Origin of the sequence: Streptomyces sp. NPDC048415, assembly GCF_040651675.1 — a bacterium.
Lineage (GTDB): Bacteria > Actinomycetota > Actinomycetes > Streptomycetales > Streptomycetaceae > Streptomyces.
Genome location: NZ_JBEZKJ010000007.1, coordinates 19,865 through 44,112, shown reverse-complemented (window position 1 = coordinate 44,112; position 24,248 = coordinate 19,865). Strand labels below are relative to the sequence as shown.

24 protein-coding genes and 3 pseudogenes are annotated in these 24,248 nt (G+C 70.1%); 17 read left to right on the top strand and 10 right to left on the bottom strand.

All coding sequences use genetic code 11. From position 1 onward, the window contains the following. Window positions 1–182: 182 nt before the first annotated feature. The 3 genes and pseudogenes from AB0D27_RS07795 to AB0D27_RS07785 all read left to right on the top strand — a co-directional run. On the top strand, window positions 183–3,299 hold the full coding sequence (locus tag AB0D27_RS07795; protein WP_362503572.1) for a VCBS repeat-containing protein: 3,117 nt from the start codon (window positions 183–185) through the stop codon (window positions 3,297–3,299). Window positions 3,300–3,415: 116 nt separating this feature from the next. After that, a pseudogene (locus AB0D27_RS07790) lies at window positions 3,416–3,676 on the top strand (alcohol dehydrogenase); the annotation flags it as partial. A 35-nt stretch (window positions 3,677–3,711) separates the two neighbouring features. Beyond that, a pseudogene (locus tag AB0D27_RS07785) lies at window positions 3,712–3,876 on the top strand (IS256 family transposase); the annotation flags it as partial. A gap of 189 nt (window positions 3,877–4,065) precedes the next feature. Here AB0D27_RS07785 and AB0D27_RS07780 read toward each other — a convergent pair. The 3 genes from AB0D27_RS07780 to AB0D27_RS07770 all read right to left on the bottom strand — a co-directional run bounded on the left by AB0D27_RS07780 (window position 4,066) and on the right by AB0D27_RS07770 (window position 6,253). Continuing rightward, window positions 4,066–4,284, bottom strand: a complete 219-nt coding sequence (locus tag AB0D27_RS07780; RefSeq protein WP_362503569.1) for a hypothetical protein — start codon at window positions 4,282–4,284, stop codon at window positions 4,066–4,068. Between the two features lie 44 nt (window positions 4,285–4,328). Beyond that, the gene (locus tag AB0D27_RS07775; protein ID WP_362503565.1) at window positions 4,329–4,562 is read right to left on the bottom strand and encodes a hypothetical protein; all 234 of its coding nucleotides are present in this window, start codon (window positions 4,560–4,562) and stop codon (window positions 4,329–4,331) included. 302 nt (window positions 4,563–4,864) lie between these two features. Further along, window positions 4,865–6,253 (bottom strand): S53 family peptidase, encoded by a 1,389-nt coding sequence (locus tag AB0D27_RS07770; protein ID WP_362503562.1) that lies wholly within the window; start codon window positions 6,251–6,253, stop codon window positions 4,865–4,867. A 396-nt stretch (window positions 6,254–6,649) separates the two neighbouring features. Between AB0D27_RS07770 and AB0D27_RS07765 the strand changes: the two genes are divergently transcribed. Next, entirely contained in the window at window positions 6,650–7,501 is an 852-nt protein-coding gene (locus AB0D27_RS07765) for a hypothetical protein (protein WP_362503559.1), read from the top strand. Between the two features lie 141 nt (window positions 7,502–7,642). Here the strand turns inward: AB0D27_RS07765 and AB0D27_RS07760 are convergent, their stop codons facing one another. Further along, window positions 7,643–7,975, bottom strand: coding sequence for a cupin domain-containing protein (locus AB0D27_RS07760; RefSeq protein ID WP_362503556.1), 333 nt, complete (start codon window positions 7,973–7,975; stop codon window positions 7,643–7,645). Window positions 7,976–8,292: 317 nt separating this feature from the next. Between AB0D27_RS07760 and AB0D27_RS07755 the strand changes: the two genes are divergently transcribed. Beyond that, window positions 8,293–9,099, top strand: coding sequence for an aryl-sulfate sulfotransferase (locus AB0D27_RS07755; RefSeq protein ID WP_362503553.1), 807 nt, complete (start codon window positions 8,293–8,295; stop codon window positions 9,097–9,099). Between the two features lie 37 nt (window positions 9,100–9,136). On the opposite strand, the gene AB0D27_RS07750 is transcribed toward AB0D27_RS07755, so the two are convergent. Further along, window positions 9,137–9,751 (bottom strand): TetR/AcrR family transcriptional regulator, encoded by a 615-nt coding sequence (locus tag AB0D27_RS07750; RefSeq protein WP_362503550.1) that lies wholly within the window; start codon window positions 9,749–9,751, stop codon window positions 9,137–9,139. Window positions 9,752–9,900: 149 nt separating this feature from the next. On the opposite strand from AB0D27_RS07750, the gene AB0D27_RS07745 reads away from it, so the two are divergent. From AB0D27_RS07745 to AB0D27_RS07730, 4 genes are all read left to right on the top strand, one after another. Continuing rightward, a complete protein-coding gene (locus AB0D27_RS07745; RefSeq protein ID WP_362503547.1) occupies window positions 9,901–10,359 on the top strand; it encodes a cupin domain-containing protein in 459 nt (152 codons plus the stop codon). A gap of 49 nt (window positions 10,360–10,408) precedes the next feature. After that, window positions 10,409–11,227 (top strand): alpha/beta hydrolase, encoded by an 819-nt coding sequence (locus tag AB0D27_RS07740; protein ID WP_362503544.1) that lies wholly within the window; start codon window positions 10,409–10,411, stop codon window positions 11,225–11,227. Window positions 11,228–11,246: 19 nt separating this feature from the next. Then, entirely contained in the window at window positions 11,247–12,743 is a 1,497-nt protein-coding gene (locus AB0D27_RS07735) for a DHA2 family efflux MFS transporter permease subunit (RefSeq protein ID WP_362503541.1), read from the top strand. Between the two features lie 172 nt (window positions 12,744–12,915). Next, window positions 12,916–13,383, top strand: a complete 468-nt coding sequence (locus AB0D27_RS07730) for a DUF5990 family protein (protein WP_362503538.1) — start codon at window positions 12,916–12,918, stop codon at window positions 13,381–13,383. Window positions 13,384–13,468: 85 nt separating this feature from the next. Here AB0D27_RS07730 and AB0D27_RS07725 read toward each other — a convergent pair whose 3' ends face one another. From AB0D27_RS07725 to AB0D27_RS07715, 3 genes are all read right to left on the bottom strand, one after another. Beyond that, the gene (locus AB0D27_RS07725; protein WP_362503535.1) at window positions 13,469–13,954 is read right to left on the bottom strand and encodes a hypothetical protein; all 486 of its coding nucleotides are present in this window, start codon (window positions 13,952–13,954) and stop codon (window positions 13,469–13,471) included. 283 nt (window positions 13,955–14,237) lie between these two features. Then, entirely contained in the window at window positions 14,238–15,029 is a 792-nt protein-coding gene (locus AB0D27_RS07720; RefSeq protein WP_362503532.1) for a hypothetical protein, read from the bottom strand. 162 nt (window positions 15,030–15,191) lie between these two features. Next, the gene (locus AB0D27_RS07715; RefSeq protein ID WP_362503529.1) at window positions 15,192–15,680 is read right to left on the bottom strand and encodes a hypothetical protein; all 489 of its coding nucleotides are present in this window, start codon (window positions 15,678–15,680) and stop codon (window positions 15,192–15,194) included. 87 nt (window positions 15,681–15,767) lie between these two features. On the opposite strand from AB0D27_RS07715, the gene AB0D27_RS07710 reads away from it, so the two are divergent. The 6 genes and pseudogenes from AB0D27_RS07710 (at window position 15,768) to AB0D27_RS07685 (ending at window position 20,160) form a co-directional block, all read left to right on the top strand. Further along, complete coding sequence (locus AB0D27_RS07710; RefSeq protein ID WP_362503526.1) at window positions 15,768–17,219, top strand: hypothetical protein; 1,452 nt, start codon at window positions 15,768–15,770, stop codon at window positions 17,217–17,219. Between the two features lie 15 nt (window positions 17,220–17,234). Further along, a pseudogene (locus AB0D27_RS07705) lies at window positions 17,235–17,342 on the top strand (MarR family transcriptional regulator); the annotation flags it as partial. 269 nt (window positions 17,343–17,611) lie between these two features. Further along, on the top strand, window positions 17,612–17,815 hold the full coding sequence (locus AB0D27_RS07700) for a cold-shock protein (RefSeq protein WP_030224351.1): 204 nt from the start codon (window positions 17,612–17,614) through the stop codon (window positions 17,813–17,815). 210 nt (window positions 17,816–18,025) lie between these two features. Continuing rightward, on the top strand, window positions 18,026–19,450 hold the full coding sequence (locus tag AB0D27_RS07695; protein ID WP_362503523.1) for a DEAD/DEAH box helicase: 1,425 nt from the start codon (window positions 18,026–18,028) through the stop codon (window positions 19,448–19,450). A gap of 91 nt (window positions 19,451–19,541) precedes the next feature. Next, window positions 19,542–19,796, top strand: a complete 255-nt coding sequence (locus AB0D27_RS07690) for a CBS domain-containing protein (protein WP_362503884.1) — start codon at window positions 19,542–19,544, stop codon at window positions 19,794–19,796. A gap of 49 nt (window positions 19,797–19,845) precedes the next feature. Next, on the top strand, window positions 19,846–20,160 hold the full coding sequence (locus tag AB0D27_RS07685; protein ID WP_362503520.1) for an SCO5918 family protein: 315 nt from the start codon (window positions 19,846–19,848) through the stop codon (window positions 20,158–20,160). Between the two features lie 128 nt (window positions 20,161–20,288). On the opposite strand, the gene AB0D27_RS07680 is transcribed toward AB0D27_RS07685, so the two are convergent. Then, window positions 20,289–20,663: a hypothetical protein gene (locus tag AB0D27_RS07680; RefSeq protein ID WP_362503517.1), complete on the bottom strand. Its 375-nt coding sequence runs from the start codon at window positions 20,661–20,663 to the stop codon at window positions 20,289–20,291. Window positions 20,664–21,068: 405 nt separating this feature from the next. Between AB0D27_RS07680 and AB0D27_RS07675 the strand changes: the two genes are divergently transcribed. Next, on the top strand, window positions 21,069–21,407 hold the full coding sequence (locus AB0D27_RS07675) for a MerR family transcriptional regulator (RefSeq protein WP_362503514.1): 339 nt from the start codon (window positions 21,069–21,071) through the stop codon (window positions 21,405–21,407). Window positions 21,408–21,790: 383 nt separating this feature from the next. Beyond that, window positions 21,791–23,716, top strand: a complete 1,926-nt coding sequence (locus AB0D27_RS07670; RefSeq protein WP_362503511.1) for an Ig-like domain repeat protein — start codon at window positions 21,791–21,793, stop codon at window positions 23,714–23,716. A gap of 64 nt (window positions 23,717–23,780) precedes the next feature. On the opposite strand, the gene AB0D27_RS07665 is transcribed toward AB0D27_RS07670, so the two are convergent. Continuing rightward, window positions 23,781–24,236, bottom strand: coding sequence for a (2Fe-2S)-binding protein (locus tag AB0D27_RS07665; protein ID WP_362503509.1), 456 nt, complete (start codon window positions 24,234–24,236; stop codon window positions 23,781–23,783). Between the last annotated feature and the right edge of the window lie 12 nt (window positions 24,237–24,248).

Genomic DNA, 24,248 nt, shown 5'->3' with positions numbered 1-24,248 from the left:
GCCTTCGGGACAGCCGCATCGAGGCTCGCGGCGACCTCTTCCTGCCGCTCATCGTCGGAGTGATGGTAGATAAGCCCACCCCTTTCACCTGCGCGAGGACCCCCCTTGCCGCCAGTACTCCCCTGATAACATCCGGCCAATTGTGCGAGGGCACGGGCGCTCGCAGGGGGAGGGAACCTCACGTGGGCAGACACGCCCCGAGACGGGGCGGGCTGGCCGCCGCCGTCTCCTCGCTCGTCATCGCCGTCGTGGCGGCGTCCGTCACCGTCCTGTCGGAGGGCAGCGGATCCGCGGAAGCGGCCGAAGCCGGGACCACCGCGATCACGCTGGTCGACCCCAGCACCACCACACCACGCGCCGACCGCCCGTACGTGGCCGGCGACAGCGGCTTCCTGCACCGGCAGACGGGCAAGGCCGGAATGCTGTGGACCGACTACACGACGGGCAGGACCGTCACCCTCGAGAAGGCCGACGGCAGCGTCTACACCCCGTCCTCGACCTGCTACTACCTCGACTCCGAGTGCCGTACGGCCTGGTACGGGTCGGACAGCGACCTGGTCGCCCTGCCGTCGTCGTCGGTGACGTCCTCGTCCGTCACTCTCTGGGACCCGGCCACGACCACGACCCAGAGTCTGAGCTGGGCCGGCTCCACCACCCACGGCTACTACCGGGCCCTGGCCGGAGACACGGTCGTCACCACATTCTCCTTGATCGACAAGGTCGACGGCGAGTGGCGCCCCCGCAAGGTGACCGGTGACCCGACGGCCGTGGAGAGCACGGACGTCCTCGCCGCGGACTCCTCGGGTGTGCTCTGGTCGGTCGACACCGGCAGGATCGGCTACATCGACGTTGACTCGGCCGTGAACACCTATGTGTTCACCGACGCCACCTACGCCTCGCACTACGTGATGAGCGAGGACCGCATCGGCTGGTACCAGTCCGGCACCGCCGAGCTGCACCTGAAGTCCCGCACCGACCTCACCGCCGCCGAGCAGGTCGTCACACTGCCCGCCAACCCGGGCACGCTCGACGGCGATCCGGTCCTGGTCGGCGACTGGCTGCTGCTGCCGCTGTCCTCCGGCGCACTCGGCTCCAAGCTGCTCGCGGTCAACGTCAACGACCCCTCGTTGCAGCAGACGCTGCTGGCGAGCGCCGGCGAGTACACGCTGGCCGCCGGTGACAAAAGCGCGCTGGTCTCCGGCGGCACCGACGCCACCGACTGGTGGGTGCAGCGGGTGAGCCAGGCCAAGGACGGCGCACTGCGGTTGGAGAAGGTGCTGCAGTCCCCGGCGGTGGAGAACACCAAGACGGGCATCGCGCTCAGCCGCGGCAGCCTGCGCGTCGCCGAGGACGACCCGAACGCCGTCGCGGACACCACGTCCGTGCGGACGCTCACCACCAACGGCTCGACCGGGCTGACGGCGTCCGAGGCCACGGCGAGCGGCTCGATCTACGCCGCCCTCTGCCCGTACGCGGGCGTCACCTGCTCGGCGCTGTGGGGGAACCTTGACGCCCGGGACGTCTATCTCGACGCGGGCGGCGGCACCGACGAGGGCGAGGGCCTCGGCGACGACCGGCTGGTGGAAATCGGCGGCCACTATCTGGACTTCGGCAGCCGGGGCGGCGCGATCGTCGACGTCTCCGACGACTACACCGTCTTCAACTCCGGTGGTACCACCCCGGTGCAGTACGTCGGCGAGTTCGGCCAGGGCGAGAGGCTGAAGCGGTCCGTCCGCGCCGCCGCCCTGAACGGCTCCACCCTCTGGAGCGCCACCACCGCCGGTCAGCTCACCTCGTACAGCATCCCGCTGGCCAAGACGCTCACCACGGTGACCGTCCCGGGCCTGGCCTGCGTGCCGAGCGAACTCCAGGCGGCGGGCCGCTGGGTGTACTGGGCATGCGGAACGGACTCGGCGGGCGTGTACGACACCAAGGCCGGTACGTCGACGGCGGTCACCCCCGGTGACGTGCTCCTCGGCGACGGCTTCACCGTCCGCCACGACCATGGCGCGGGCACGCTGGTGATCACCGACGCGACCACCGGCACCACCCGGGTGATCGCCTCCGACCTGGCCGACAAGGGCCTGACTGCGGACCGCCGTTACCGTTGGACGGTCGACGAGTACACCGGCCTGGTCGCCTGGTTCGATGAATACGAGCGCACGCACGTCACCACGACGGGCATCGCCCCGTCCGCCGTCACGGCCTTCGAGACGTCGGCCGGCGACTATGTGGCCCCGGGGGTGTCCTTCGAGGGCACCTGGGTGCTGTCCCGCCCGGTCACCTCCTGGTCGCTCACCTTCATCTCGGTGCAGAGCGGCGCGAACGGCAAGGCCACCCGCACGCTCACCGGCGGCGCGACCCCGGGCAGGGTGACGGCGACCTGGAACGGCAAGACGACGAGCGGGAGTTACTTCCCCAACGGCCACTTCACCTGGACCCTGAAGGCGACCGGTCTCGGCACCGCCGCGGCGAACACGGTGACCAGCGGCAAGGGCTTCCTGCAACGCGGCGCCGCCGTGCGCCACGACTTCGTCAGCCCCGAGGGCGCCGACGGCCGCGGCGACCTGCTCACCCTCAACTCCTCGGGCGGACTGACCTTCCACAGCGGCACGGGGACGGGTAAGTTCGGCGACAAGTACACGGGCACCGGCTGGCCGACGAACGTCACGGCGATCCCCTTCGGCGACCTGAGCGGCGACCGCTGCAACGACGTCCTCGTGCGCTACAGCAGCGGCGCACTGCGGCTGTACAAGCCGGGCTGCGGGGCGGCGGTCAAGCCGTCGACGTCGTACACGACCCTCGCGACCAGCGGCTGGACGCAGTACGACGCCCTGACGTCGCCCGGCGACGTGAGCGGCGACGGCCGCCCGGACCTGATCGCGAGGAACTCGTCCACCGGAGCGGTCTACCTCTACAAGGGCACGAGCGACGGCAAGCTCCCCTCCCGCGTCAAGCTCTACGACAACTGGAAGGGCTACAAGAAGATCGTCGGCACCGGCGACATCACCGGCGACGGCAAGGCAGACCTCCTGGCCCAGGACGCGTCCAACAACCTCTACCGCTACAACGGCAAGGGCGACGGCACCTTCGCGGCCCGCGTCGAGGTGCTGTCCAACTGGGGCGGCTCGTACAACGCGGTCGTCGGAGTCGGCGACATCACGGACGACGGCAGGCCGGACCTGGTCTCCCGCGACACCAGCGGCAACGTGTGGCGCAACAGCGGGGACGGAAAGGGCTCGTTCGGTCCGCGGGCGCAGATCGCGAGCGGCTGGAGCGATTACAAGTCCCTTTCGTAGGTGGCTAGTTGCTCCCCTAAGGCGCCCGGAGACTTGATGTCACCGGGCGCCTTCACACTTCCCGCGTGAAGATACGGCAACCCCCCTATCGACCGTCGAGCCCGGCTTGCTTCGACTTCGTGCTGAGCATCCCCGACGGCCTCCCCCTCGACACGACCACCCCGCTACTGGGCGCGGGCATTACCACCTACTCACCGCTGCGGCACTGGGGCACGGCCCCCGGCAAGAAGGTCGCTGTGGTGGGACCAGGCGGCCTGGGCCACCTGGCCGTCAAGCTCGCCAAGGCGATGGGCGCCGAGGTCACCGTCCCGTCCTAGTCCCTGAAAAGGATGGACGACGGCCTGTGCCTGGGCGCAGACCACTACCACGCCACCAGCGGGTACGACTTCCCGTTCCGCGGCTGCCTCGTCCACTACGAGGCACCGGAGATCGCGCCGAGTCGACGTTCTCCACGGTCAAGCTCCGCACCAAGGTCACCCGCGGCGCCGGCAGCCCAGCCGCGGCCGTCGCGATGGTGTTCAAGCTCGTCGAGTCCGCCCAGGCTCGCTGGCGCGCGATCACCGGCGCCCACCTCGTGTACGAGTAGTTCCCGCTCCATGCCGTCACCCCCGCCAGGATCCTGCTGTGCAGCAGCCGGATACAGCAACCGGCCCCAATCCGTAGCGTCCCCTTGGGGCCGATGCGCGACCTGTATGACCGTCTCCGACCGATCTCTGTAGAGCTACGGATGAGAAGGTGATGGCCTCGGAGCGATACGCCCAGGGCATCACGTCTCCGGGCCCCAGCGCTCCGGCCCCACTCCGCGCCAGTCGATCCACGGCACCCCTGCCACCTCCGCCGGGTCGATCTCCAGCCCGGCACGGCGCAGGAACTCCGCGACGTCGACCACGCTGTGGGCCAGGCCGAGAATCTCGCCGTCCACGCGTACGCGCCGGCCACCCGTGGACGACGGCGGATGCACGATCACGCGAATCGGTCCGGACATGCCTTCAGGATCATCCGGGACATGCGGCCCCGCATTCCAGCGCGTCATCGATGAAGCCGCTCACTCACGTCCCCGTCCGCGCGTCCCAGATCACGCAGTTCCCGCCACGCCGCAGGGCTCGGGCGCCCTCGCCGCCAGTAGGGATGAAAGAACAGCTGAGCCGACAGCCGGTACAGACGTCGGCGCAACTCGGTGCGGCCGGGCCGCTCGGCAAGCTGCCGGTAGACGGCACTCCACTCCTGCTGGGCATGGGCAAGGTCGTCGGGGAACGGTCGCATGACTGAATTCAAGCATGTGTTCGATTTTTCGGGCCAGCAAAGAGACCGTGTGCAGGTGGGGAGGTGTGGTCGGGTAGCCGGAGACCCTGCTGATCTCCGGCTACCCGACCACAGGAGGACAGGCCTGGGCACACCTTGGGCGGTACTGCTCGCCCCAACGCCGAAGCCGAGACCGCGGAAAGAGGGGGGCGCAACGGCGATGGCCCCCGGCACAGGCGGACAGGCGGACGGCCCGGGTGCGGGACCCGGGCCGTCTCAGGGGCAACTTTCAGGGGGAGAAACCCCGTTGCAGCAGCGTGGCGTCAGCCGCGGCGGCTCGCTCGGGCGAGGGCGGGTACGAAGCGGAGGGCGTCCACGGTGCCCACGCCGGTGGCCATGTCGTAGCCGTCGACGGCCTTGTACCCGGTGACGCCTTCGTAGCTGTTGTCGGTGCCGTCGTTGACGTCGACGATGCCGGTTTTCGTGTCGTGGTGGGTGGAGCGCTTGGAGAGGTCGTACAGCGCCTCGTTGATGTTGCCCACCCGGTGGCCGGCCGCCTGGTCGGCGAGGGCGATGATGCCCGAGAAGAGCGGGCTGGCCTCACTGGTGCCGCCGGTTACGTCCCAGCCGGTGGCGGTCGGGTCGAAGCTGGAGTAGATCCAGGCGCCGCCGTTGACCGCCGCGGCCAGCGAGACGTCCGGGGTGCCGCGGCGGCCGCCGACGACGTTCTTCACGCCGTTCTGGAAGGCCGGGCGGGAGAAGACGTGGGACTGGCCGCCGCCGCCCGCGCCGTAGTCGTTGTAGACACTGTCGGGCTTGACGCGCAGGCCCTTGTCGTTCAGGTGGAGCTGCGTGCCGCCGATGGAGGTGACCAGCGGGTCCGAGGAGGGCCAGGAGTTGACGCGCTTCTTGTAGTAGCCCTTGCCGTCCGCGGTGCTGTCGGTGGCGCCGCCGTCGCCGGAGGAGGCAAGGACGGTCACGTGCTTCCGGTTCGCGTCCTGGAAGGCGTACCGCAGCTTGTTGATGCTGGAGAAGTCGCCCTTGTCGAAACCGGGGAAGGTGTTCTCGGTGGCGCCGAAGCTCTGGGTGATGACGTCGCCGATCCCGTGGTCGATCAGGGACTTCTCGGCATCCATCATCTCCGGGAGACCCGTGACGCCTTCGGTCTCGGCGACCGCCGTCTCCACCAGGACGATCTTGGCGTCGGGCGCGACGGCGTGGGCCATCTCGACGTCCAGGGTGGTCTCGCCGGCCCAGCCGGTCATGTCGGCGTTCTTGGGGTCGAAGACGGGGACGTTGCCCCACTTGACCACGTTGACCTTGGTGCTGCGCAGGCCGAACTGCTTGCTGTAGACGTCGAGGTCGTGCTGGACGGTCGGGGAGCCGAACGAGTCGACGATGACGATGGTGCGCCCCTTGCCCGTGATGCCCTTCCGGTACAGCGCGTTGAGGTCGTACGCGGTGCGGTACTGGAGCGGGTTGTAACAGGCGATGTGCCACTTGGCCTGGCACTGCTCGCTGGAGAGCGGGCTGGCCACGCTGTGGACCAGGGTGTGCCCGACGATGGCCGGGACCGCCTTGGTGTGCGGTACGGCGGCGGGCGCGGCGGTGGTGACGCCGGCCAGCGGAGCGGTCGCCAGCGCGGCGACGGCGAGAGCGGCGGTGGCGGCCGTGGAAGCCGCGACACCCCGCCCCGTACGGGCTATGTGCATGAAATCCCCCTGAGTGGTTCTGAGTCGCACGAAGTGGTCTCCGTGCATCTCATCCAGTGAGACATGCACAGGACAAGACCATTGAACTGTCGATGCCGAACCCTTTACCCAAACAGCACCTACCGGCGCGAACGGTCCTGCCTGGGCGGTACGTTCATGGCGCGAGGGCGAAGCCGACGCTCGTCAGGGCGGTGAACGGCAGCTGCGGAGTGCCGTTGAGCAGTCGCGGACACGTACGGCACACACGCGAGGCCCCCAGCGAATCCGCACAGGAGTACCACACAGGCTGCACACAGTCTTTGGGAAGCCTCGTTAGCGTTGCTGGCTGCTCGATTCCGCGTGCGAACGTGATCCGGCCCGGCGGGGCGACGGCATGTCAACTCAGGAAGACCGCAGATGGACTATTGCTCCTCGTGTCGCCGGCATCTCAATGGCGCCCTGGCGTGCGCCGGGTGCGGTGCCTACGCTCCGGACATCGCTCCGACCACCGCCGACGGTCGCATCGTTCCGGCCCGGGCCGCCATGACGACGGGCACGGCGGTGAATGCGGCGGTGGCGTGGGAGTTCACCGGCTCGGACACGTGGCACGACGGAGGTCTTCGTGACGGGGCAGCGGTCAAGGCCGGCCTGGACGAGGCTCCCCGGACCGACCCGTACGGCGACCTCGAGGGCCCGCCGCCCGCGCCCCAAGGGCGAGCGGCGCGGCGGCGCCAGCTGGCCCGCTGGAAGAAGAACCAGCGCCGGGCGGTGGTCGCGACTGCCGTCGCACTCGTCGGAGGCGGCCTGACCGTCGCCGCGATGGACCGGCAGTCCACCGACCGAGTCCAGGCGGCCACGGCGCCGGAGGTCGCGGGCATGGGCACCGCCGAGGAACAGGCGGCTGAGCAGCCCCGCCCGTCGTCGACACGGCCTGAAACTCTCGTGTCCTCGCACACTCCCCCTGCGCAGTCGTCCGCGACCAGCTCGCCGCGCCGGCAGACCGCCGCTGCCGCGCCCCGCACCACGCCGACGAGCGCTCGGCCGTACGCCGCTGCCTCTCCTCAGCCGGCGGCGACGTCGGCCCCCCAGCCGCGTACCGCCAACCCGTCCTCCGTTGGAACGGTCCCCGACCCCACCACTGCGGCGGCGAAGGAGACGTCCGCTGCCGCCGACGGAACGGCCTCGAGAACGTCGCAACCGAGCCCCGCGGCGACGCCGGCATCGACTTCGCCGCCGCAGATCTGCCTGCTCGTGGTGTGCCTCGGCTGACCCCCGAGCCGCGCCGCCGGGCGGACCGGGCCCTGAATGCCCCCTGCCTGAGGGGGTTCTGTAGGACGACGGCGAGGACCGCGGAATCGTCTTCGGGTGCGTCGGCGCGTCCCTGCGGCGCCAGTTCGAGTTCGCCTCCGGTCAGCGGCCGAGGGCGACGACGAGGAGAGTGCGGGCGGGGACGTCGCCGACGAGGCGGCAGCGGTGGGGAATGTCGCCGCGGTGATGGGCGCTCTGGCCCGCGCGCAGGTGGATGGGTTCGTGGTCGCGGAGTTCAAGGGTGACCTCGCCTTCGAGGACGTAGACGAAGTCCTCTCCGGTGTGTTCGAACCAGCCGCGCTCGCCCTGTCCGGGGGTGAAGTGGTGTTCGTACGCCTCCATGATGTCGCTCTGGCTGCCCGGGACGAGGACACGGGCGAGCTGGCCCGCCTCCTCGGTGACCTTGATGACCTGGGGATCGGATTCGTGTGCCACCACGCCCGAGGGGGAGGAGGCGCGCAAGAAGGCACCGGGGGGCAGCGGGCTGCGCGCCCACGATCCGGAGCGCTCGTACGGTGGTTACACCCTCTACACGCCCATCGCCGGGACCGGCGAGGTCCACCTCGTCGACATCCAGGGGGAGACCGTCCACGAGTGGCGGCTGCCGCACCCGCCTGGCCGCCACGCCCAGCTCCTGCCGAACGGCAACCTCTTCTACCAGGGCAAGGACACCCAGCACCACCGACCCCCTGTTCCCCATCTGGGAGGTCTACCACGGAGGCATCCTCCAGGAGGTCGCCCCCGACGGCACCGTGCTGCGCGAGGCCCGCCATCCCTACCACCACCACGACGCGAGCGTGCTGCGCAACGGGAACCTGCTCCTCCTGGCCGTCGAACCCGTCCCGCCGCACCTCGCCGCCCGCATCCAGGGCGGCATACCCGGCTCCGAGGCCCCCGACGGCCGCATCTGGGGAGACGTGGTCCACGAGATGACGTGGGACGGTGAAGTCCTTTGGCGCTGGGCTTCCTTCGAGCACCTCGACATCGAATCGACGCCCCTCAACCGCCACTTCGCCCGCGAGCACTGGCCGATGGGCAACACCGTCAACGAACTGCGCGACGGGAGTGTGATGGACGGCTTCCGCAGTGCTTCCACCGCCGTCGTCGTCGACCGCGTGACCTCCGAAGTGACCTGGAGCCTGGGGCCGGACGTCCTCTCCCAGCAGCACTACCCCCACGAGCTGGAGTCCGGCACGATCCTCGTCTTCGACAACGGCTCCTACCGCGACGACACCTCCGTCCCCTACTCCCGCGTGATCGAGGTCGACCGCAGGACCCGGCAGATCGTCTGGTCGTACGAGGACAACCCGCCCCAGAACTTCTACAGCCCCTACATGTCCAGCGCCCAGCGCCTGTCCAACGGCAACACCTTCGTCGCCGAGGGCTCCTTCGGCCGCCTCTTCGAGGTCACCCCGGGCGGAGACGTGGTCTGGGAGTACGTCGTCCCCCAGTTCGGCACCTTCCGCACCGGAGCCGGCATGGAGTCCTCTCGCGGCGCCCAGAACGCCGTCTTCCGCGTCTACCGCTACGGCTCGGACCGACTCCCCTGGCTGACCTGAGCACCCTCGCCCCCGCCAGAGCCTCCGTGTGCCGGGCTCATCTCCGCGCAGTCGTGCGCAGTGCGGCTTCGGTCAGCGTGGTCGCCGTGCGTACGGCGCTGGCGACGGCGTCGTCGGGACTGAGGCCGCACAGGTCGGTGAGGGTGAAGAGGGCTTCGGCGCTGACGGCTACGGCGAGGTCCCGCTTGAGCTGGGCGAAGGCTTCCGGATCCGTCGTCCCCAGCGTGTCCGCCAGGGGGAGGAGCGCGTGGTCGATCAAGCCGAATCGGACACCGGGTCTGGCGGTCGCCGTCTCGGGGCGGGTGATGGTGGCCGCGATCATGGCGCGCACCGCTCCCTGACGGAGGAGCACCCCGCGCAGCAGGAACTCGCAGGCGAAGGCGACCCGTTCGGCGGGGTCGGTCGAGTCCGCGACCGGCGCGAGCGCCTCGGCGGGGGCCGGCCAGGCGCCGGCCAGACCCTCTCTGATCAGGGAGGGAAGGTCCGGGAAGTAGCGGTAGGCGGTGGCCTCGGAGACCAGGGCCGCGCGCGCGATCGCGGGCATGGTCACCTCGGCACCCGTGCCGATGAGTTCGCGGGCGGCCTCGACGATCGCCGTGCGCGTGCGCTTCTTCTGATTGCTGCGGCCGGTGTCCGTCTGCGTCGTCGGCATCGGTAGGTCCCCTTTCCTGCCCGCCCATCCGCCGTCATCTTATCACCGCCAACTCTCATCGTGAGAGTCCACTTGCATAACGAGACCACTCCCTTTAATCTCCTTCGTGAGAGTCGACTCTCACGAAAAAGCCCACGAAGGAGATGGCGATGACGGAGGTTTCCGTGGTCGGCCCGGACGACGGCGAGACGATCCGCCTGGGACCGGCACAGATCCGCATCCTCGAGGACGGCAGCACCACCGGGCACCGTCTCGGAATCGGCGAGATCACCCTCGCCCCGCACACCGAAGGGCCGCCGCAGCACCGGCACGCCCAGCACGACGAGGGCTTCTACGTCGTCTCCGGCACCGTGCACTTCACCGTCGGGGAGACGACCCATGTCGCGCCGGCCGGCACCCTCGCGATGATCCCGCCCGGCGCGCCGCACACCTTCGCCAATCTCGGCGACGAGCCGGCGGTGATGCTCAACACCTTCACGCCCGATCTGTACGTGCAGTACTTCCGCGATCTGCGGGACATGATCGCCGACGGCCAGGAGCTGACCCCGCAGGCGACCGTCCGGGCGATGAGCCACTACGCCACCGTTCCCGCGACCGACTACGCATGACGGACCGCGCCGCCAACACCCCATGCCAGTAACCGATGTGGAGACTCCTGTGACCAGCACCTCCCGCACGATCACCCTCACCCTCGACTCCGGCGACGTCGACCTGGACTTCACCGTCGACGAGCGGGGCCAGGGTCACCCCTTCCTCCTCCTGCACGGGGGCGGCGGTCCGCAGACCGTCGCGGGGTTCGCCGGGCTCCTCGCCGAACAGCGGGCCGCCCGGGTCATCACTCCCGTGCACCCCGGCTTCGGCGGCACCACCCGCCCCGACTGGCTGACCGACGTGCCCACCCTCGCCCAGGTCTACGTACGGCTGCTGGACGAGCTCGAACTGGAGGACGTCACCGTCGTCGGCAACTCCATAGGCGGCTGGATCGCCGCCGAGCTGGCCCTGCTCGGCAGCGGCCGGATCAGCGGCGTCGTCCTCGTCAACGCCACCGGCATCCACGTCCCCGGCCACCCCGTCGCCGACCCCTTCACCCTGACGCCCGCCGAACTCTCCGCTCTCGCCTTCCACGACCCCGCGAAATTCGCTGTCGACCCGAGCGCGTTCTCCGACGCACAGCGCGCCGTCGCGGTCACCAACCGGGCCGCCCTGCAGGTCTATTCGGAACCGCACGCCATGGCCGACCCGACCCTGCGCGAGCGCCTGGCCAAGGTCACCCACCCGGTCCTCGTGGCGTGGGGCGAGAGCGACCAGGTCGTCGACACCGAGTACGGACGCGCGTACGCCGCCGCCGTCCCCGGCGCCCGGTTCGCCCTCCTGCCCCGCACCGGTCACATGCCCCAGATCGAGACGCCCGGGCAACTGCTTCCCGTGATCTCGGACTTCGCCGACTCCCACGCCGCCAACCGGCCCAACGGCTGACGACGACCGGAGGGTCGACATGCCCGAACCCGGCCGCGGGCGCCGCATGCCCGTCCTGGCCGTCTGCTGCCTGAGCGTGCTGCTGGTCAGCCTCGACGTCACCGTCCTCAACGTCGCACTGCCCTCGATGCAGCGGGATCTGAACTCCTCGGTCTCCGGCCTGCAGTGGACGCTCGACGCGTACACCATCGTGCTGGCCTCGCTGCTGACCCTGGCCGGTGCCACCGCCGACCGCCTCGGACGTCGACGGATCTTCCAACTCGGTCTCGTTCTGTTCACCGCCGGATCGGCCCTGTGCAGCCTGGCCCCGACCACCGGGTGGCTTGTGTCCTTTCGAACGGTTCAGGCGGTGGGTGGCAGCATGCTCACCCCCGTCGCCATGGCCATCCTCGCCAACACCTTCACCGAGCCACGGGAGCGGGCACGGGCCATCGGCGTCTGGGGCGGGGTGGTGGGCCTCAGCATGGCGGCCGGGCCGGTCCTCGGCGGCCTGCTGGTGGAGTCGGCCGGGTGGCGGTCGGTGTTCTGGCTGAACGTGCCGATCGGGCTGGCCGCGCTGGCGCTCACCGCGCTGTTCGTTCCGGAGTCCCGCGCGCTCCGGGCCCGACGGGCGGACGCCGTGGGCCAGTTGCTGGTGATCGTCCTGCTCGGCGCGCTGACGTACGCCATCATCGAGGCGCCCGGCGTGGGCTGGACCGCGCCGCCGATCGTGGCCTGTCTGATCGTGGCGGCGGGCGCGCTGGCCGCCTTCGTACCGCATGAGAACCGGCGCGCCGAACCGCTCATCGAACCGCGGCTCTTCCGCAGCGCCCCCTTCAGCGGCGCCACCGCGACAGCAGTCTTCGCCTTCGCCGCACTCGGCGGCTTCCTCTTCGCCAACACTCTCTACCTGCAAGGAGAGTTGGGGCTGAGCGCGCTGGCCGCCGGCCTGCACCTGCTGCCGATGGCGGTGCTGGCCCTGGTGTGCCCGCCGCTGTCCGGGCGGATCGTGGGAAGTCGCGGGCCGCGGATTCCGCTGCTGCTCGCGGGGGCCGGCATCACCACCAGCGGTCTACTGGCCGTCGCCGCCACCCGCTCCTCCCACCCCTCCGACACCCTGCTGTACCTGACGTACGCCCTGTTCGGTCTCGGCTTCGGCTTCGTCAACGCACCGATCACCTATGCGGCGGTGTCCGGCATGCCGCGCACCCAGGCCGGGGTGGCCGCCGCGGTCGCCGCGACCAGCCGGCAGGTCGGCTCCTCGCTCGGCATCGCGGTGATCGGTGCCGCGGTCGCCGCCGGCGCGCGAGAGGCGGCCTGGTGGATCATCGCCGGCTGCGGGGCGGCCATCCTGGTCCTGGGCACCGTCACCTCCGGCCGCTGGGCCGCCGCCACCGCCGAACGCGTCGCCGCCCGCCTCCCGCCCGACCTGCCGCGAGCCGCGGCGGACACCACGGCCAGGCCGGCCACCGGGAACACCGTACGAGTTACCGTCACCCGCTCCCGTATGAGAACCCGCCGACGGACGTCGGGGTGACATGCTGCCGGCTGTTGGGCGGAGTGGACTGGCGCTGTCAGCAAGGCGTGCGCGGCGTTCTCGGAGGACGATGAGGCCGGGCGGTACGCGGCCGGCACCATGACGGTCGTTCCCCGGGCCCGGGCGGACCTGGCCGGGTGGCCTTTCACCGGTGGGCGGCATGATGGCCGGCATGCACATCCGCATCGACGCCGTCGACCTGCCCGGCCTCACCTGCCCTGCCCCCGCCGACAGGGATGTCCCGGTCTACGGCAACGTCCACGTCGCCGTACAACGCCGCGACCGCCCGGCTGAACTCCTCGACCCCCAGCCCGGCGACGCCCCGTCCGCGACGTGGACGCTGGAGTGCACCGCGGTCGTTTCGCCGACCGGCACCGAGGTGAAGGGCCCCTATGTACAGGACCGGCTCGGACACCGGTTCATCTACCTGTCGTGGGGCACGGTCGACGAGTCCGGTTACTTCGCGATGTTCCGACGCGCCAAGCTCATGCTCGACTCCGTCCCCGCCGACGTACTCGCCGCCGCCGCACGTGACGGCCTGCTGGTCGCACGCCTCGGCCTGACCGACGCATGCGGCAACCCCCTGTGCGCCCGAGTCGTGCCCCCGCGCATCACCTGGACCGCCGAACGTGCCGGCTAGGCCTGTCCGGCCGATCGGAGTGGAGCCTTCGTCGTGCCGCAGCGCGTGCGTGGCCCCGCGAAGAATCGGCGCCGCCGGGACACGTTCAACCGGTCGTGCTGCCCCCTCGCGTGCCGAGGTGCTTCCACTCCGCGGCCCATTGGTCCAGGCGCCGCCGGTCCATCCGCACCCGTACGATCCAGGCGCCCGCCAGCACCAGCCCGCCGGCGCCCACCGTGGCGAGCGCGCCGGACATGGCCACCTGCAGCTCCGCCTGCCCTCGGCTGAGGGGCTTCGAGACCACTGCTCCGTGCTTGTCCGTCCACACCGTGATCCGGGTGCCGGCCCGGCTGCTCGGCGGGACCGCGGCCCGGTCGGCATGGAGCGAGCCGTCCGGCGCCTTCCAGCGCACCGTGGCCCATACCCGGTTGTCACCGGCGATCCGGGCGGACGCGCCGCCTGGCGCATCCTCGGCGAGTACGGCCGAGACCGCGCTCCGCTCCGCGCGTGCCCGGTCGAGGCCCTGCTGCGTCACGCTCGCCGTGACCCAGCCCGCCAGCAGACCGCCGACCACGGCGATCGTCCACGCCACGAGCACGACCCAGGCTTCGACGACATCACTGCGTCGCCTCAGCGGACTGCGCCGCCATCGCCACAGCCACACCCGTGTACGGCATCTCCTGGCCACCCTCGACACCCCCTGGTGAGCACCGACGGCATCGCCCTTCCATTGTGCTCCCGGCAGCGCTGTCCCCACCCTTTCCGGTGTGCACGGGCGCACGATGCCTCCGCAGCGCGACGAGGCGGCGGTGCGACGCCGATGCCCATCGACGTTTCCGCGGAGCGGTCGGCGCATCGACTACGACCTGCGCGTGTCAGACCGCGGCGGCGACCTGGCGGTCGCGCTGCGACACGGCCAGGTAGCCGACGAACCCGACGATGGCAACCGTCCACGCGAAGGTGACCGGGCCCAGTCCCAGGGCGAGGCCGCCGCGGCTGTGGCCGAGGGCCATCCAGTCGGCGAGGGAGGCGCCGAGGGGGCGAGTGATGACGTACGCGGACCAGAAGGCGGTCACCGCGTTCAGGCTGCTCCAGCGGTGGGCCATGGCGGGTACGCAGATCGCGACGGCGAACAGGAGGACAGAGCCGAGGTAGCCGAAGCCGACGGTGGCGGTGAGGTCGCCCGCGGCGGTGCCGAGGGCGAACGTGGCGAGGACCGCCGCCCAGTAGAACGTCTCACGGCGACGGGTGCGGATGCTGTGGATGGACAGGGTCCGCTCACTCGCGTACCAGAGGGCGAAGACAGCGGCCAGGGCGGTGAGGAAGAGCGGGGTCGACACCACGTAGGGGACGCCGAGGCCGACGTGCAGGACATCGGCGGCCATGGTGCCGAAGACGCTGACCATGACGATGGCGGTCCAGTAGATCCAGGCGACGTACCGGCGGACGGTGAACTGGATGGCCAGGGAGGCGGTCAGGGCGAGACCGCCGAGAGCCACCGCCGGGATCGGGCCGAGCAGACGGGCCAGGAGGTCGGACGCCGTCTCTCCCATGCCCGTGGTCAACACCTTGATGATCCAGAAGTAGACAGTCACTTCCGGCACCTTGCTCGCCGACCCGCGCAAGGGTACGAGGGGCCGGTCATCAAGGAGGTGCTCTGTCGTCATGGCTCGCACGATGACACGGTGAACTGCCCCTCTCCTAGATCCCTTTGCCATTGCTTTGGGGCTTCTGGGGCATGAGTTGCCACGGTCCGCCCGGAACCTGACAGCGACCTGAACGCCTGCACGGAACCGCTGGTCAGGCCGTTTGGGCCGCTGATATGAAGGTCAGTTACCCGGTTGCGCCGCGGAAGGCCGGGAACGGGCGTTCTGCTCCACTCGGGCGGGGAGGTGCTCGATGTGGTGCTCGGACTCCGGCTTCATCAGGACGCTGCGCAGGACGCGTGCGTTGCCGGCGTCCCCGGTGACCTTCGGATGCCGTACGGCGAATGCCTGGTGGCCGGCCTTGAGGGTGCTCAGGAACACCGGGTCCGGGCTGGTCATGCCGTCCGCCAGGATGCCTGCCGAGGCAGCGTCGATGCCGGTCAGGGTGGCGGGTTCGACGGCCGGGAAATAGCTGACGACGTCCAGCTCGGGCTGCTGGTAGAGCTCCAGGAGGCCCGACGACTCAATCAGTTCCGCCCATTTCAGCGCCGCTCGCCGGCCGCCTCCCCGGACCCGGATGCCCGGGAGCCGACGAGATCCGAGACGGCGCAGACCATTTCCCTGCCTTTCCGGGCAAAGTGAAATTCGCGACTCCGCGGTACTTCCGCGCAACCCGAAAGCCGGTCCGGAGGGTCTTGGCCATGTCGACGAACCGTCGACTTCAGTTCGTACCGCTACCCCGAGGGCCTGACCACCTTCATGAATCCCCCCATAACCAACGGCCGCCGCCCCCTGCCTACTTGGCCGATTTCCGCGCTGTGGACCCTGGCCCTGGGCCTGTGGGGGCTGTCCCGGCAGCACAGTCTGTGGCGGGACGAGGCGGCGACCTGGCAGGTGGCCCAACGGCCCACCGCCGAGATCTGGCACATGCTGGGACAGGTCGACGCCGTACACGGGCTCTACTACCTGCTGATGCACGGACTGTTCGAGTGCTTCGGGCCCGGCACGACGACGCTGCGGCTGCCCTCCGTGCTGGCCATGGCGGTGGCGGCGGCCTGTGTGACCGTCATCGGCCACCGACTGGCCGGGGTGTGGGCGGGTCTGGGGGGAGGGCTGGCGCTCGGACTGCTTCCGGCGGTGCAGTTCTATCTGCAGGAGGGCCGCCCGTACGCGCTGGTCGCGGCCGGCGCCGCGATCTCGACGCTGCTGCTGGTGACCGTACTCAAGGGCCGTGGCAGAGCGGCACTTTGGGCGGCCTACGGCGGCACGGTCCTGCTGTGCGGGCTGCTGAACTGGCTGTCGCTGATGATCCTGCCCGCGCACGCGGCGACCCTGCTGTGGACGCGGGCCCGGCGCGGAGTGTGGACCCGCTGGACGGCGGCCTCGGCGGCGGCCGTGGCAGGGACGCTGCCACTGATCCTGTTCACCCGGAGTCAGTCCGACCAGGTCTCATGGATACCGCCGCTGACCTGGCACATGATGATCGGCCCGGCCGTCCTGCTGGCGATCGGCGGCCTCGGCGCACTGGTGGACCGCCCGCGCACGGGCCGACTGTCGATAGCGGCCGTGGGACTGCCGCTGCTCGCGGTGCCGCAGCTCATTCTGATCGGCCTCTGCCTGATCCAGCCGCTGTTCCTCGACAGGTACGTCCTGTTCAGCCTGCTGGGTCTGGCACTGCTGATCGGAACAGCGCTGGGCACGGCGATACGGGCGGCCGCGCCGCGCTTCCCGAAGGCGGCCCCATGGATCCTCCCCATGACCATCGCCGTGGCGATGACGGCACTGCTGCCCCAGTCGCTGGCCAAGCGCTCCGCGGCGAGCCGGGTGGACGACGTCCTGGCCGTGGCGGCGGACGTACGGCGGCTCAAGAAGCCCGGAGATGCGGTCCTCTTCGTACCGGCAGCGCGCCGCGACACCAAGTTGGTCTCACCGCACGCCTTCACCGGCCTGGGAGACATAGCGCTGACCGAGAGCCCGCAGAAGTCCGGAACCCTGAAGGGCGTGGAGGCCGGCCCGGCCCGGATCCGCGCCGCGATGCTGACCCAGCGGCGGATCCTCCTGGTGACGGACGCACCGAAGGTCGCGAGACCGGTGTCGGCGGAACGAGACCAAATGAAGACCTCAGTACTGAAGAAGTACTTCACGCCGGTGGCGGACAAGCAGGTCCGGGGCCGCAGGGTGACGGTGTACCGACGCAACGACAGCTCATGACCCCTCGACCACTCCACCCGCGGGGGCACCACCCGGCTGATCGACCGCAGGGAAGGAGCCGGTCTGGTCCCCCGCCTGCCCTCTCCCGAGGACCGCAGGCGGGTCCTGGCGGAACCGACCGAGCAGCGATCGAAGAGGCGCTCCGCGAGGGTGCCGAGTGACCCTGCGGCCCGGGCAAGGCAATATCTGTGGCCATGAAGTGAGAAATTAATATGACGCGCGGTGAAGGTTCCTTGCTCGGCAGACAGAGCAGAGTTACTCCCCACGCATGGCCGATCGCAGCATGCTACTGTCGGGCTCAGTTGGATGTAGGGGTTCCCCTATAAATTTCAAGTGCCTCATCGGTTTCATTTTCGGGTGGCGCTCTTCTCTATCTCCCGAAGGAGACCGACATGGCTACAGGCACCGTGAAGTGGTTCAACGCGGAAAAGGGCTTCGGCTTCATCGAGCAGGACGGCGGCGGCGCCGACGTCTTCGCCCACTACTCGAACATCGCCGCCCAGGGCTTCCGCGAGCTGCAGGAAGGCCAGAAGGTGAGCTTCGACATCGCGCAGGGCCAGAAGGGCCCGACGGCCGAGAACATCGTTCCCGCCTGACGCCGACACCGACTTCGCAGCTGGGACCCGCACCCTGGGGTGCGGGTCCCAGCTCGCTGCTTTCTCGCTGCCTTTTCGGACGCAGCCGCGAGCATGTCGCCGATCGATGCGGCCCCTCGCGTTTTCTTCGGCCCGTTCTTGCGATTCTCCGCGCTGCTCATATTCATGGCGGGAATTCCTTGATACGCGCCACATCAAGGAAGGTTCCACATGAACCGCACCCGTACAAACACCCAGCGCCGCGGAAAGAGTTACGGACGTCAACAAGCCGCGCCGCAAGGTGAGTTCGCGCCGCCGGCGACGATCACCCCGGCGTTGCCCGCCGTCGAGGCGTTCGCCGATCTCGCCATGCCGGCGCCGTTGCTGGCCGCGCTCGGCCATGAAGGCGTGACCGTACCGTTCCCGATCCAGGCGGCGACCCTGCCGAACTCCCTCGCGGGTCGTGACGTACTCGGCCGTGGCCGCACCGGGTCGGGCAAGACCCTCGCCTTCGGCCTCGCCCTGCTGGCCCGTACAGCCGGTCAGCGCGCCGAGCCCCGGCAGCCGCTGGCCCTCGTCCTCGTGCCCACCCGCGAGCTCGCCCAGCAGGTCACCGACGCGCTCACTCCGTACGCCCGCTCCGTGAGGCTGCGGCTTGCCTCGGTGGTCGGCGGGATGTCGATCGGCAGGCAGGCAGGTGCGCTGCGCTCCGGGGCTGAGGTCGTCATCGCGACGCCGGGCCGGCTCAAGGACCTCATCGACCGCGGCGACTGCCGGCTGAACCAGGTCGCCATCACCGTCCTCGACGAGGCCGACCAGATGGCCGACATGGGCTTCATGCCCCAGGTCAGCGCGCTGCTCGACCAGGTGCGTCCCGAGGGACAGCGGATGCTCTTCTCGGCGACCCTGGACCGCAACGTCGACCTGCTGGTCCGCCGCTATCTGACCGACCCGGTGGTCCACTCCGTCGACCCGTCCGCCGGCGCCGTCACCACCATGGAGCACCACGTACTCCATGTGCACGGCGCGGACAAGCAACGGACGACCACCGAGATCGCGGCTCGAGAGGGCCGGGTGATCATGTTCCTGGACACCAAGCACGCGGTGGACCGGCTGACGGAGCACCTGCTCAGCAGCGGCGTCCGGGCCGCGGCCCTGCACGGTGGCAAGTCCCAGCCGCAGCGCACGCGGACCCTCGCCCAGTTCAAGACCGGTCATGTGACGGTGCTGGTGGCGACCAATGTCGCGGCGCGCGGCATCCACGTCGACAACCTCGACCTGGTCGTGAACGTGGATCCGCCCACCGACCCCAAGGACTATCTGCACCGTGGCGGTCGTACGGCCCGTGCCGGTGAGTCCGGCAGCGTCGTGACCCTCGTGACGCCGAACCAGCGCCGCGACATGAGCCGGCTCATGGCTGCCGCGGGCGTCACCGCCCGGACCACCCAAGTCCGCTCGGGCGAGGCCGAGTTGAGCCGTATCACGGGCGCCCAGGCGCCCTCGGGCACCCCCGTCGCCATCACCGCGCCGGCCGTGGAGCGCCCCCGGCGCGGCATCTCCCGAGGCCGCCGCGGCCGCGCCGTCCAGGGCCGGCCCACCGGCGAGCCCGGGCGCCGCACGGCACGGCGTCAGTCCGCCTTCGACCCGGCGGCCTAGGACATCCGTGGCCAGCAGCTCACCCCCGCTCCGCAGGAGGCACCCTTTGACTCTTGTTCAGACGCAGCAGCGCCTGGCGAGTCCCGCCCTCATGACCATGGTCGACGACCGTGACGTGTCCGGGCCGCGGGTCCGCGAGGACATGACCGTCGAGGTGGCCTTGTCCGTGATGGCCGGCGCCCAGGTCGGCCATCTGCTGGTCTGCGACGGGGACGAACTGTGCACGGGCCTGATCACCCGGGCCCAGCTCACCGTCGTCCGTGACAGCCCCGCCTATACGGACCGGATCCGGGTCGCAGACGTCCTGCGCGCCGATGGACCGGGCGCCCTCACCCTCTCCCGCTGATCCACGTCACTCCATCGGCCCCGCCCCCGCTACCTTTCTGTGAGGCATCATGCGCTGCGTCATCGCCCGGTTCCCCTTCGACCTCACCAAGAGCGGGGTGCTGGCCTCGATGAAGGGCGTCAAGCCCGAGCCCGTCACGGGTGAGTACGTGATCATCGGCCGCTCCCACTACCCCGTCAAACAGGTGGGCGAAGTCGTCACCCGGCAGGACCGCCGCGACTTCACCAGCGGGGAGGTCACCCGGGCCATGAGCCGTCTCGGCTTCACCTGCCGCAACCCCGACGAGGCCCCGCCCGCGCCCGTCCTCACTCCCCTCGAGACCGCGTCGGCGCTGCTCGGCAGCCCCGCCCCTCTGGGGTCGTGACAGACGGAAACCCGACACCGGGACACAGACGAGGGCCCTGCCGACACACGTCGGCAGGGCCCTCGTCGTATGTCATGTCCGACCGGTCGACGACCCCCGGCCGGCCGGGGCAGCCGGCGAGCAGCGCCTCACTGGTCGGAGTAGCTGAAGTCGCCCACCGTCCAGGCGCTGACGTCCCTGATCGCGACGCGGTACATGCCGCCCGTCTCGGGGATGCCGACGCTGCCTTGCAGGATCCGGGCGAGATGGAAGTGCAGATACGTGGGCGGCTCAGCACGTCCGGGCCGGCGCTCCGTCCGGTCGGGGGCGAAGACGTCGGCGAAGGGGCCGAGCCGGTCCGAGTCCTTCAGGACCTCCGACACACGCTCCCGCCACACGGATTCGGGAGCCAGTCGGCCGGTGATGACAGCACCGCCGACCACCACGGTCAGCGACATCTGATTGCTTTGCCCGGACTCCACCTTGGCGGAGATGTCCACGAGCAGCTGGTCAGGGTTCGACATGGGAGCCGATTCTATTCAGCGGCCCGCCCGCCGTAGCGGACCGCAGAATACCTACGACCCGAGCGGCCCCAAATCTATGTTCGTGAGAGTAGACATTGGGCGGCGGCCTGGCTAAGGTTTCTCTCGTAGAAACGGTGGTTGTACGAGAGGAAGAAGGAGGGACCAGACGCCATCAGGATCGCCCGGCCCGAGAAACAGTCGGTCCGGGTACCGCAAGACCCCGGAATGGAAGGTGGTCCCCGGTCAAGCAGCCGCGATCCCCGCACACCCGCCCCTCTCCCGGGCCGGGCAGCGGAAACAGAAGGTCGGCAGAGCAGTAGAGCCGACAGATGGTGTTCAATTTCCTTCGGGGCCTTGGTGCCGTACGGCATCAAGGCCCCTCGACGCGTTGCACTACGAGGTGACATGACAGCAGATATCCCGCTCAGTGGTCGTCTGGACGACGACGACTACCCCGCCTACACGATGGGCCGGGCCGCCGAGATGCTCGGCACCACCCCCGGCTTCCTCCGAGCCATCGGTGAGGCCCGGCTGATCACTCCGCTCCGCTCCGAGGGCGGCCACCGCCGGTACTCCCGCTACCAGCTGCGGATCGCCGCCCGCGCGCGCGAGCTCGTCGACAAAGGCACGCCGGTCGAGGCCGCCTGTCGCATCGTCATCCTCGAGGACCAGCTCGAGGAAGCGCAGCGCATCAACTCCGAGTACCGCCGCGCGGCGGCCGAGAGCTCCGACAGTTCCCGCTGACCCCGCGCGGCGGCCGAGAGCTCCGACAGTTCCCGCTGATCCGCGCGGCGGGAAGCCGCCGGTCGGCTCGAACCCCCTGCTGGGACCGGGGCGCGGCTCACCATGCTGTCGCCCGGGCGCAGTGGTCTTCGCGCGAAGCTCGCCCGCGCTCTGTCCGAGGGCGCGACGTGCGCCACCGCACGGCCGTACCGCCTCCCTCGCCCGCAACCCCCTCCTCGTCCCCTCGCCCGAAACTCTTACCTCATCCGTCACTCCCATGACCTACGCTGCCGGACAGCAGCCGCGCCCCGCGCGTCACCGCGTCTCGCGGTCACGTCCGGGCGTTGCGCGGCGCTCTCAACTCCCGGGCAGACACCGGGTTTCCTTGTGGGGGTAACAACACTGTGCGTACGCGCAGCATCTCGGCCGCGACGTCGCTCGCGGTCCTCTTCGGCTCGGCGGCACTGAGCCTCGCCGTGGCCGGACCCGCCTCGGCGGAGTCCGCCGTCGTCCTGGCGCCCGGCGGCATCGTCGCGGACGGCGCGCTTCAGCGGGTCTTCGTCGGCGACAGCGAAGCCGGGAAGGTCCTGGCAACCGACTACGACGGCACCCTCGTCGACGCGGTGAGCGGCATCACCGAGGTCACCGACCTCGCACTCTCCGACGACGGCAGCACCCTGTACGCGGCAGCGCAGGGCAACCACCAGATCGTGGCGCTCGACGCGGCCACCCTCGACGTCAAGGCCCGCTACACCGTCGCCACCACCACCGGCCCGCGCCATGTCGCCTTCGCCGGCGGCAAGGTGTGGTTCACGTACGGCGACCAGTGGTCCGGCGACCTGGGCTCGGTCGACCCGGCGGGCGGGGACGACGCGGTGAAGCTCGCCCAGTACTCGAACCGGGTCTGGGGCCCGGCGCTGCTGGACACCGACGCGTCCGCGCCCGGCCTGCTGGCCGTCGGCGAGAGCGGCCTGAGCACGGACTCGATGGCCGTCCTGGACGTCTCCGGCGGTACGCCGCAGCCGCTCGCCTGGTACAACGGCGACTACTCCCTGAACAGCGGCATCAGCGACATCGACGTCGTGCCGGGCGCCGCGCGGGTGCTGGTCAACGGCAGGGAGCGGGACGCCTACGCGGACGGCAAGTTCACCGCCGACGGCGCCTACCCCGCCGGGCAGAGCGCCGACATCGCCGCGAACGGACTGGTCGCTCAGGCGAACGGCGACACGGTGGCGGTCTACCGGCCCGACACCACCGAGCCGGTGCGCACCTACGCCACCGGAGCGACCGCGACGACCTCCCTGAGGTGGGCCCCGGACTCCTCCCGGCTCTTCGCGCTGGTGGGGACGACCAGCGGCTACACCCTCAAGGTGCTCACCGATCCGACGGTGAACGTGCCCACCCTGACGGTGGACGCGCCCTCGACCGCCACACGGGCCAAGCAGCTCACCGTCACCGGGAAGCTGTCGGCGACGGTGCCGCTGCCGAGCGGCGTCTCGCTCCAGGTGACCCGCAGCGACCTGGACAGCCCGAACGGCAAGGCGCTGGCCGCCGCACCGGTCACGGCGGACGGCTCGTACAGCTTCACCGACACCCCGCCGGCCGGCGGCACGGTCACGTACAAGGTCTCCTACGCGGGCGACGCCGACCACGCGGCGGTCAGCGCCTCCGACAAGGTCACGGTCTCCCGTACGGCGACGACGCTGACCCTGGACAACAACGGCAAGGTGTACGACTACGGCAAGGACGTCTCCTTCACCGCGCACCTCGGCTCGACGTACAAGAACCGCACGGTCGAGATCTGGGCGAACCCCTTCGGCGGCGACAAGCCCAACAAGCTGCTGAAGACCGGGACGGTCGACTCCGGAGGCAACATCTCCGCGACCGTGAACATGACGCGCGACACGGACGTCACCGCCGTCTTCAAGGGGGACGCCCGCAACGCGCCCAGGACGGTGAAGTCCACGGGGTACGCCCGGGTCAAGATCTCCACCGCCGTCTCCAGGTACTACAAGACGGGCACGATCGGCTCGAGGTCGTACTACTGGTTCCACCAGAGCACCGACCCGCTGCTCACCACGACCATGACCTACTACACGGGCCGTCAGCAGCGTTTCGACGTGCAGGTCTACTCGGGCGGCGCGTGGCACTCCGCCGACTCGGAGTACTTCGCGCTCAGCACGAGCGGGAAGTCGGCCGTGAGCCTTCCGGCGCCGGACGAGTCCGGGATCAAGACGCGCGTACGGTCGGTGTACGTCAACGCGTCGTCCGGCGACACCGTGAACACCACGACCTACGGCCCCTGGAAGTACCTGTACTTCTCCCGCTAGGCCGTCCGCTCCCCTGACAGCCGAACGCCGCCGCGGCACGACCGCGGCGGCATGCCGGGGCCCGTCAGTCCTGCGAGGACGCCTTCTTGATCGCCTCGCGGATGCGCGAGTAGGTGCCGCAGCGGCAGACGTTCTCGATCCGGTCGATGTCGGCGTCCGTCGGGCTGGACGTCTTCTTGAGCAGGGCGGCGGCGGCCATGATCTGCCCGGGCTGGCAGAAGCCGCACTGGGCGACATCGCAGTCGAGCCAGGCCTGCTGCACGGGGTGCAGGGTGTCGCCGTCGGCCAGCCCCTCGATGGTGGTGACCCTGCGGTCCGCGCAGTCCGCGACCGGGACGACGCAGGGCTGGATCTCCGCGCCGTCGAGATGACTGGTACAGGCACGGCAGACGCCCACACCGCAGCCGTACTTGGGGCCGGTGACGTCGAGCAGATCGCGCAGCACCCACAGCAGGGGCATGTCGGCCGGTGCGTCGACGGTGACCGGTTTCCCGTTGAGGACGAAGGAGTAGGAGGGCATCGGCACCGTCTC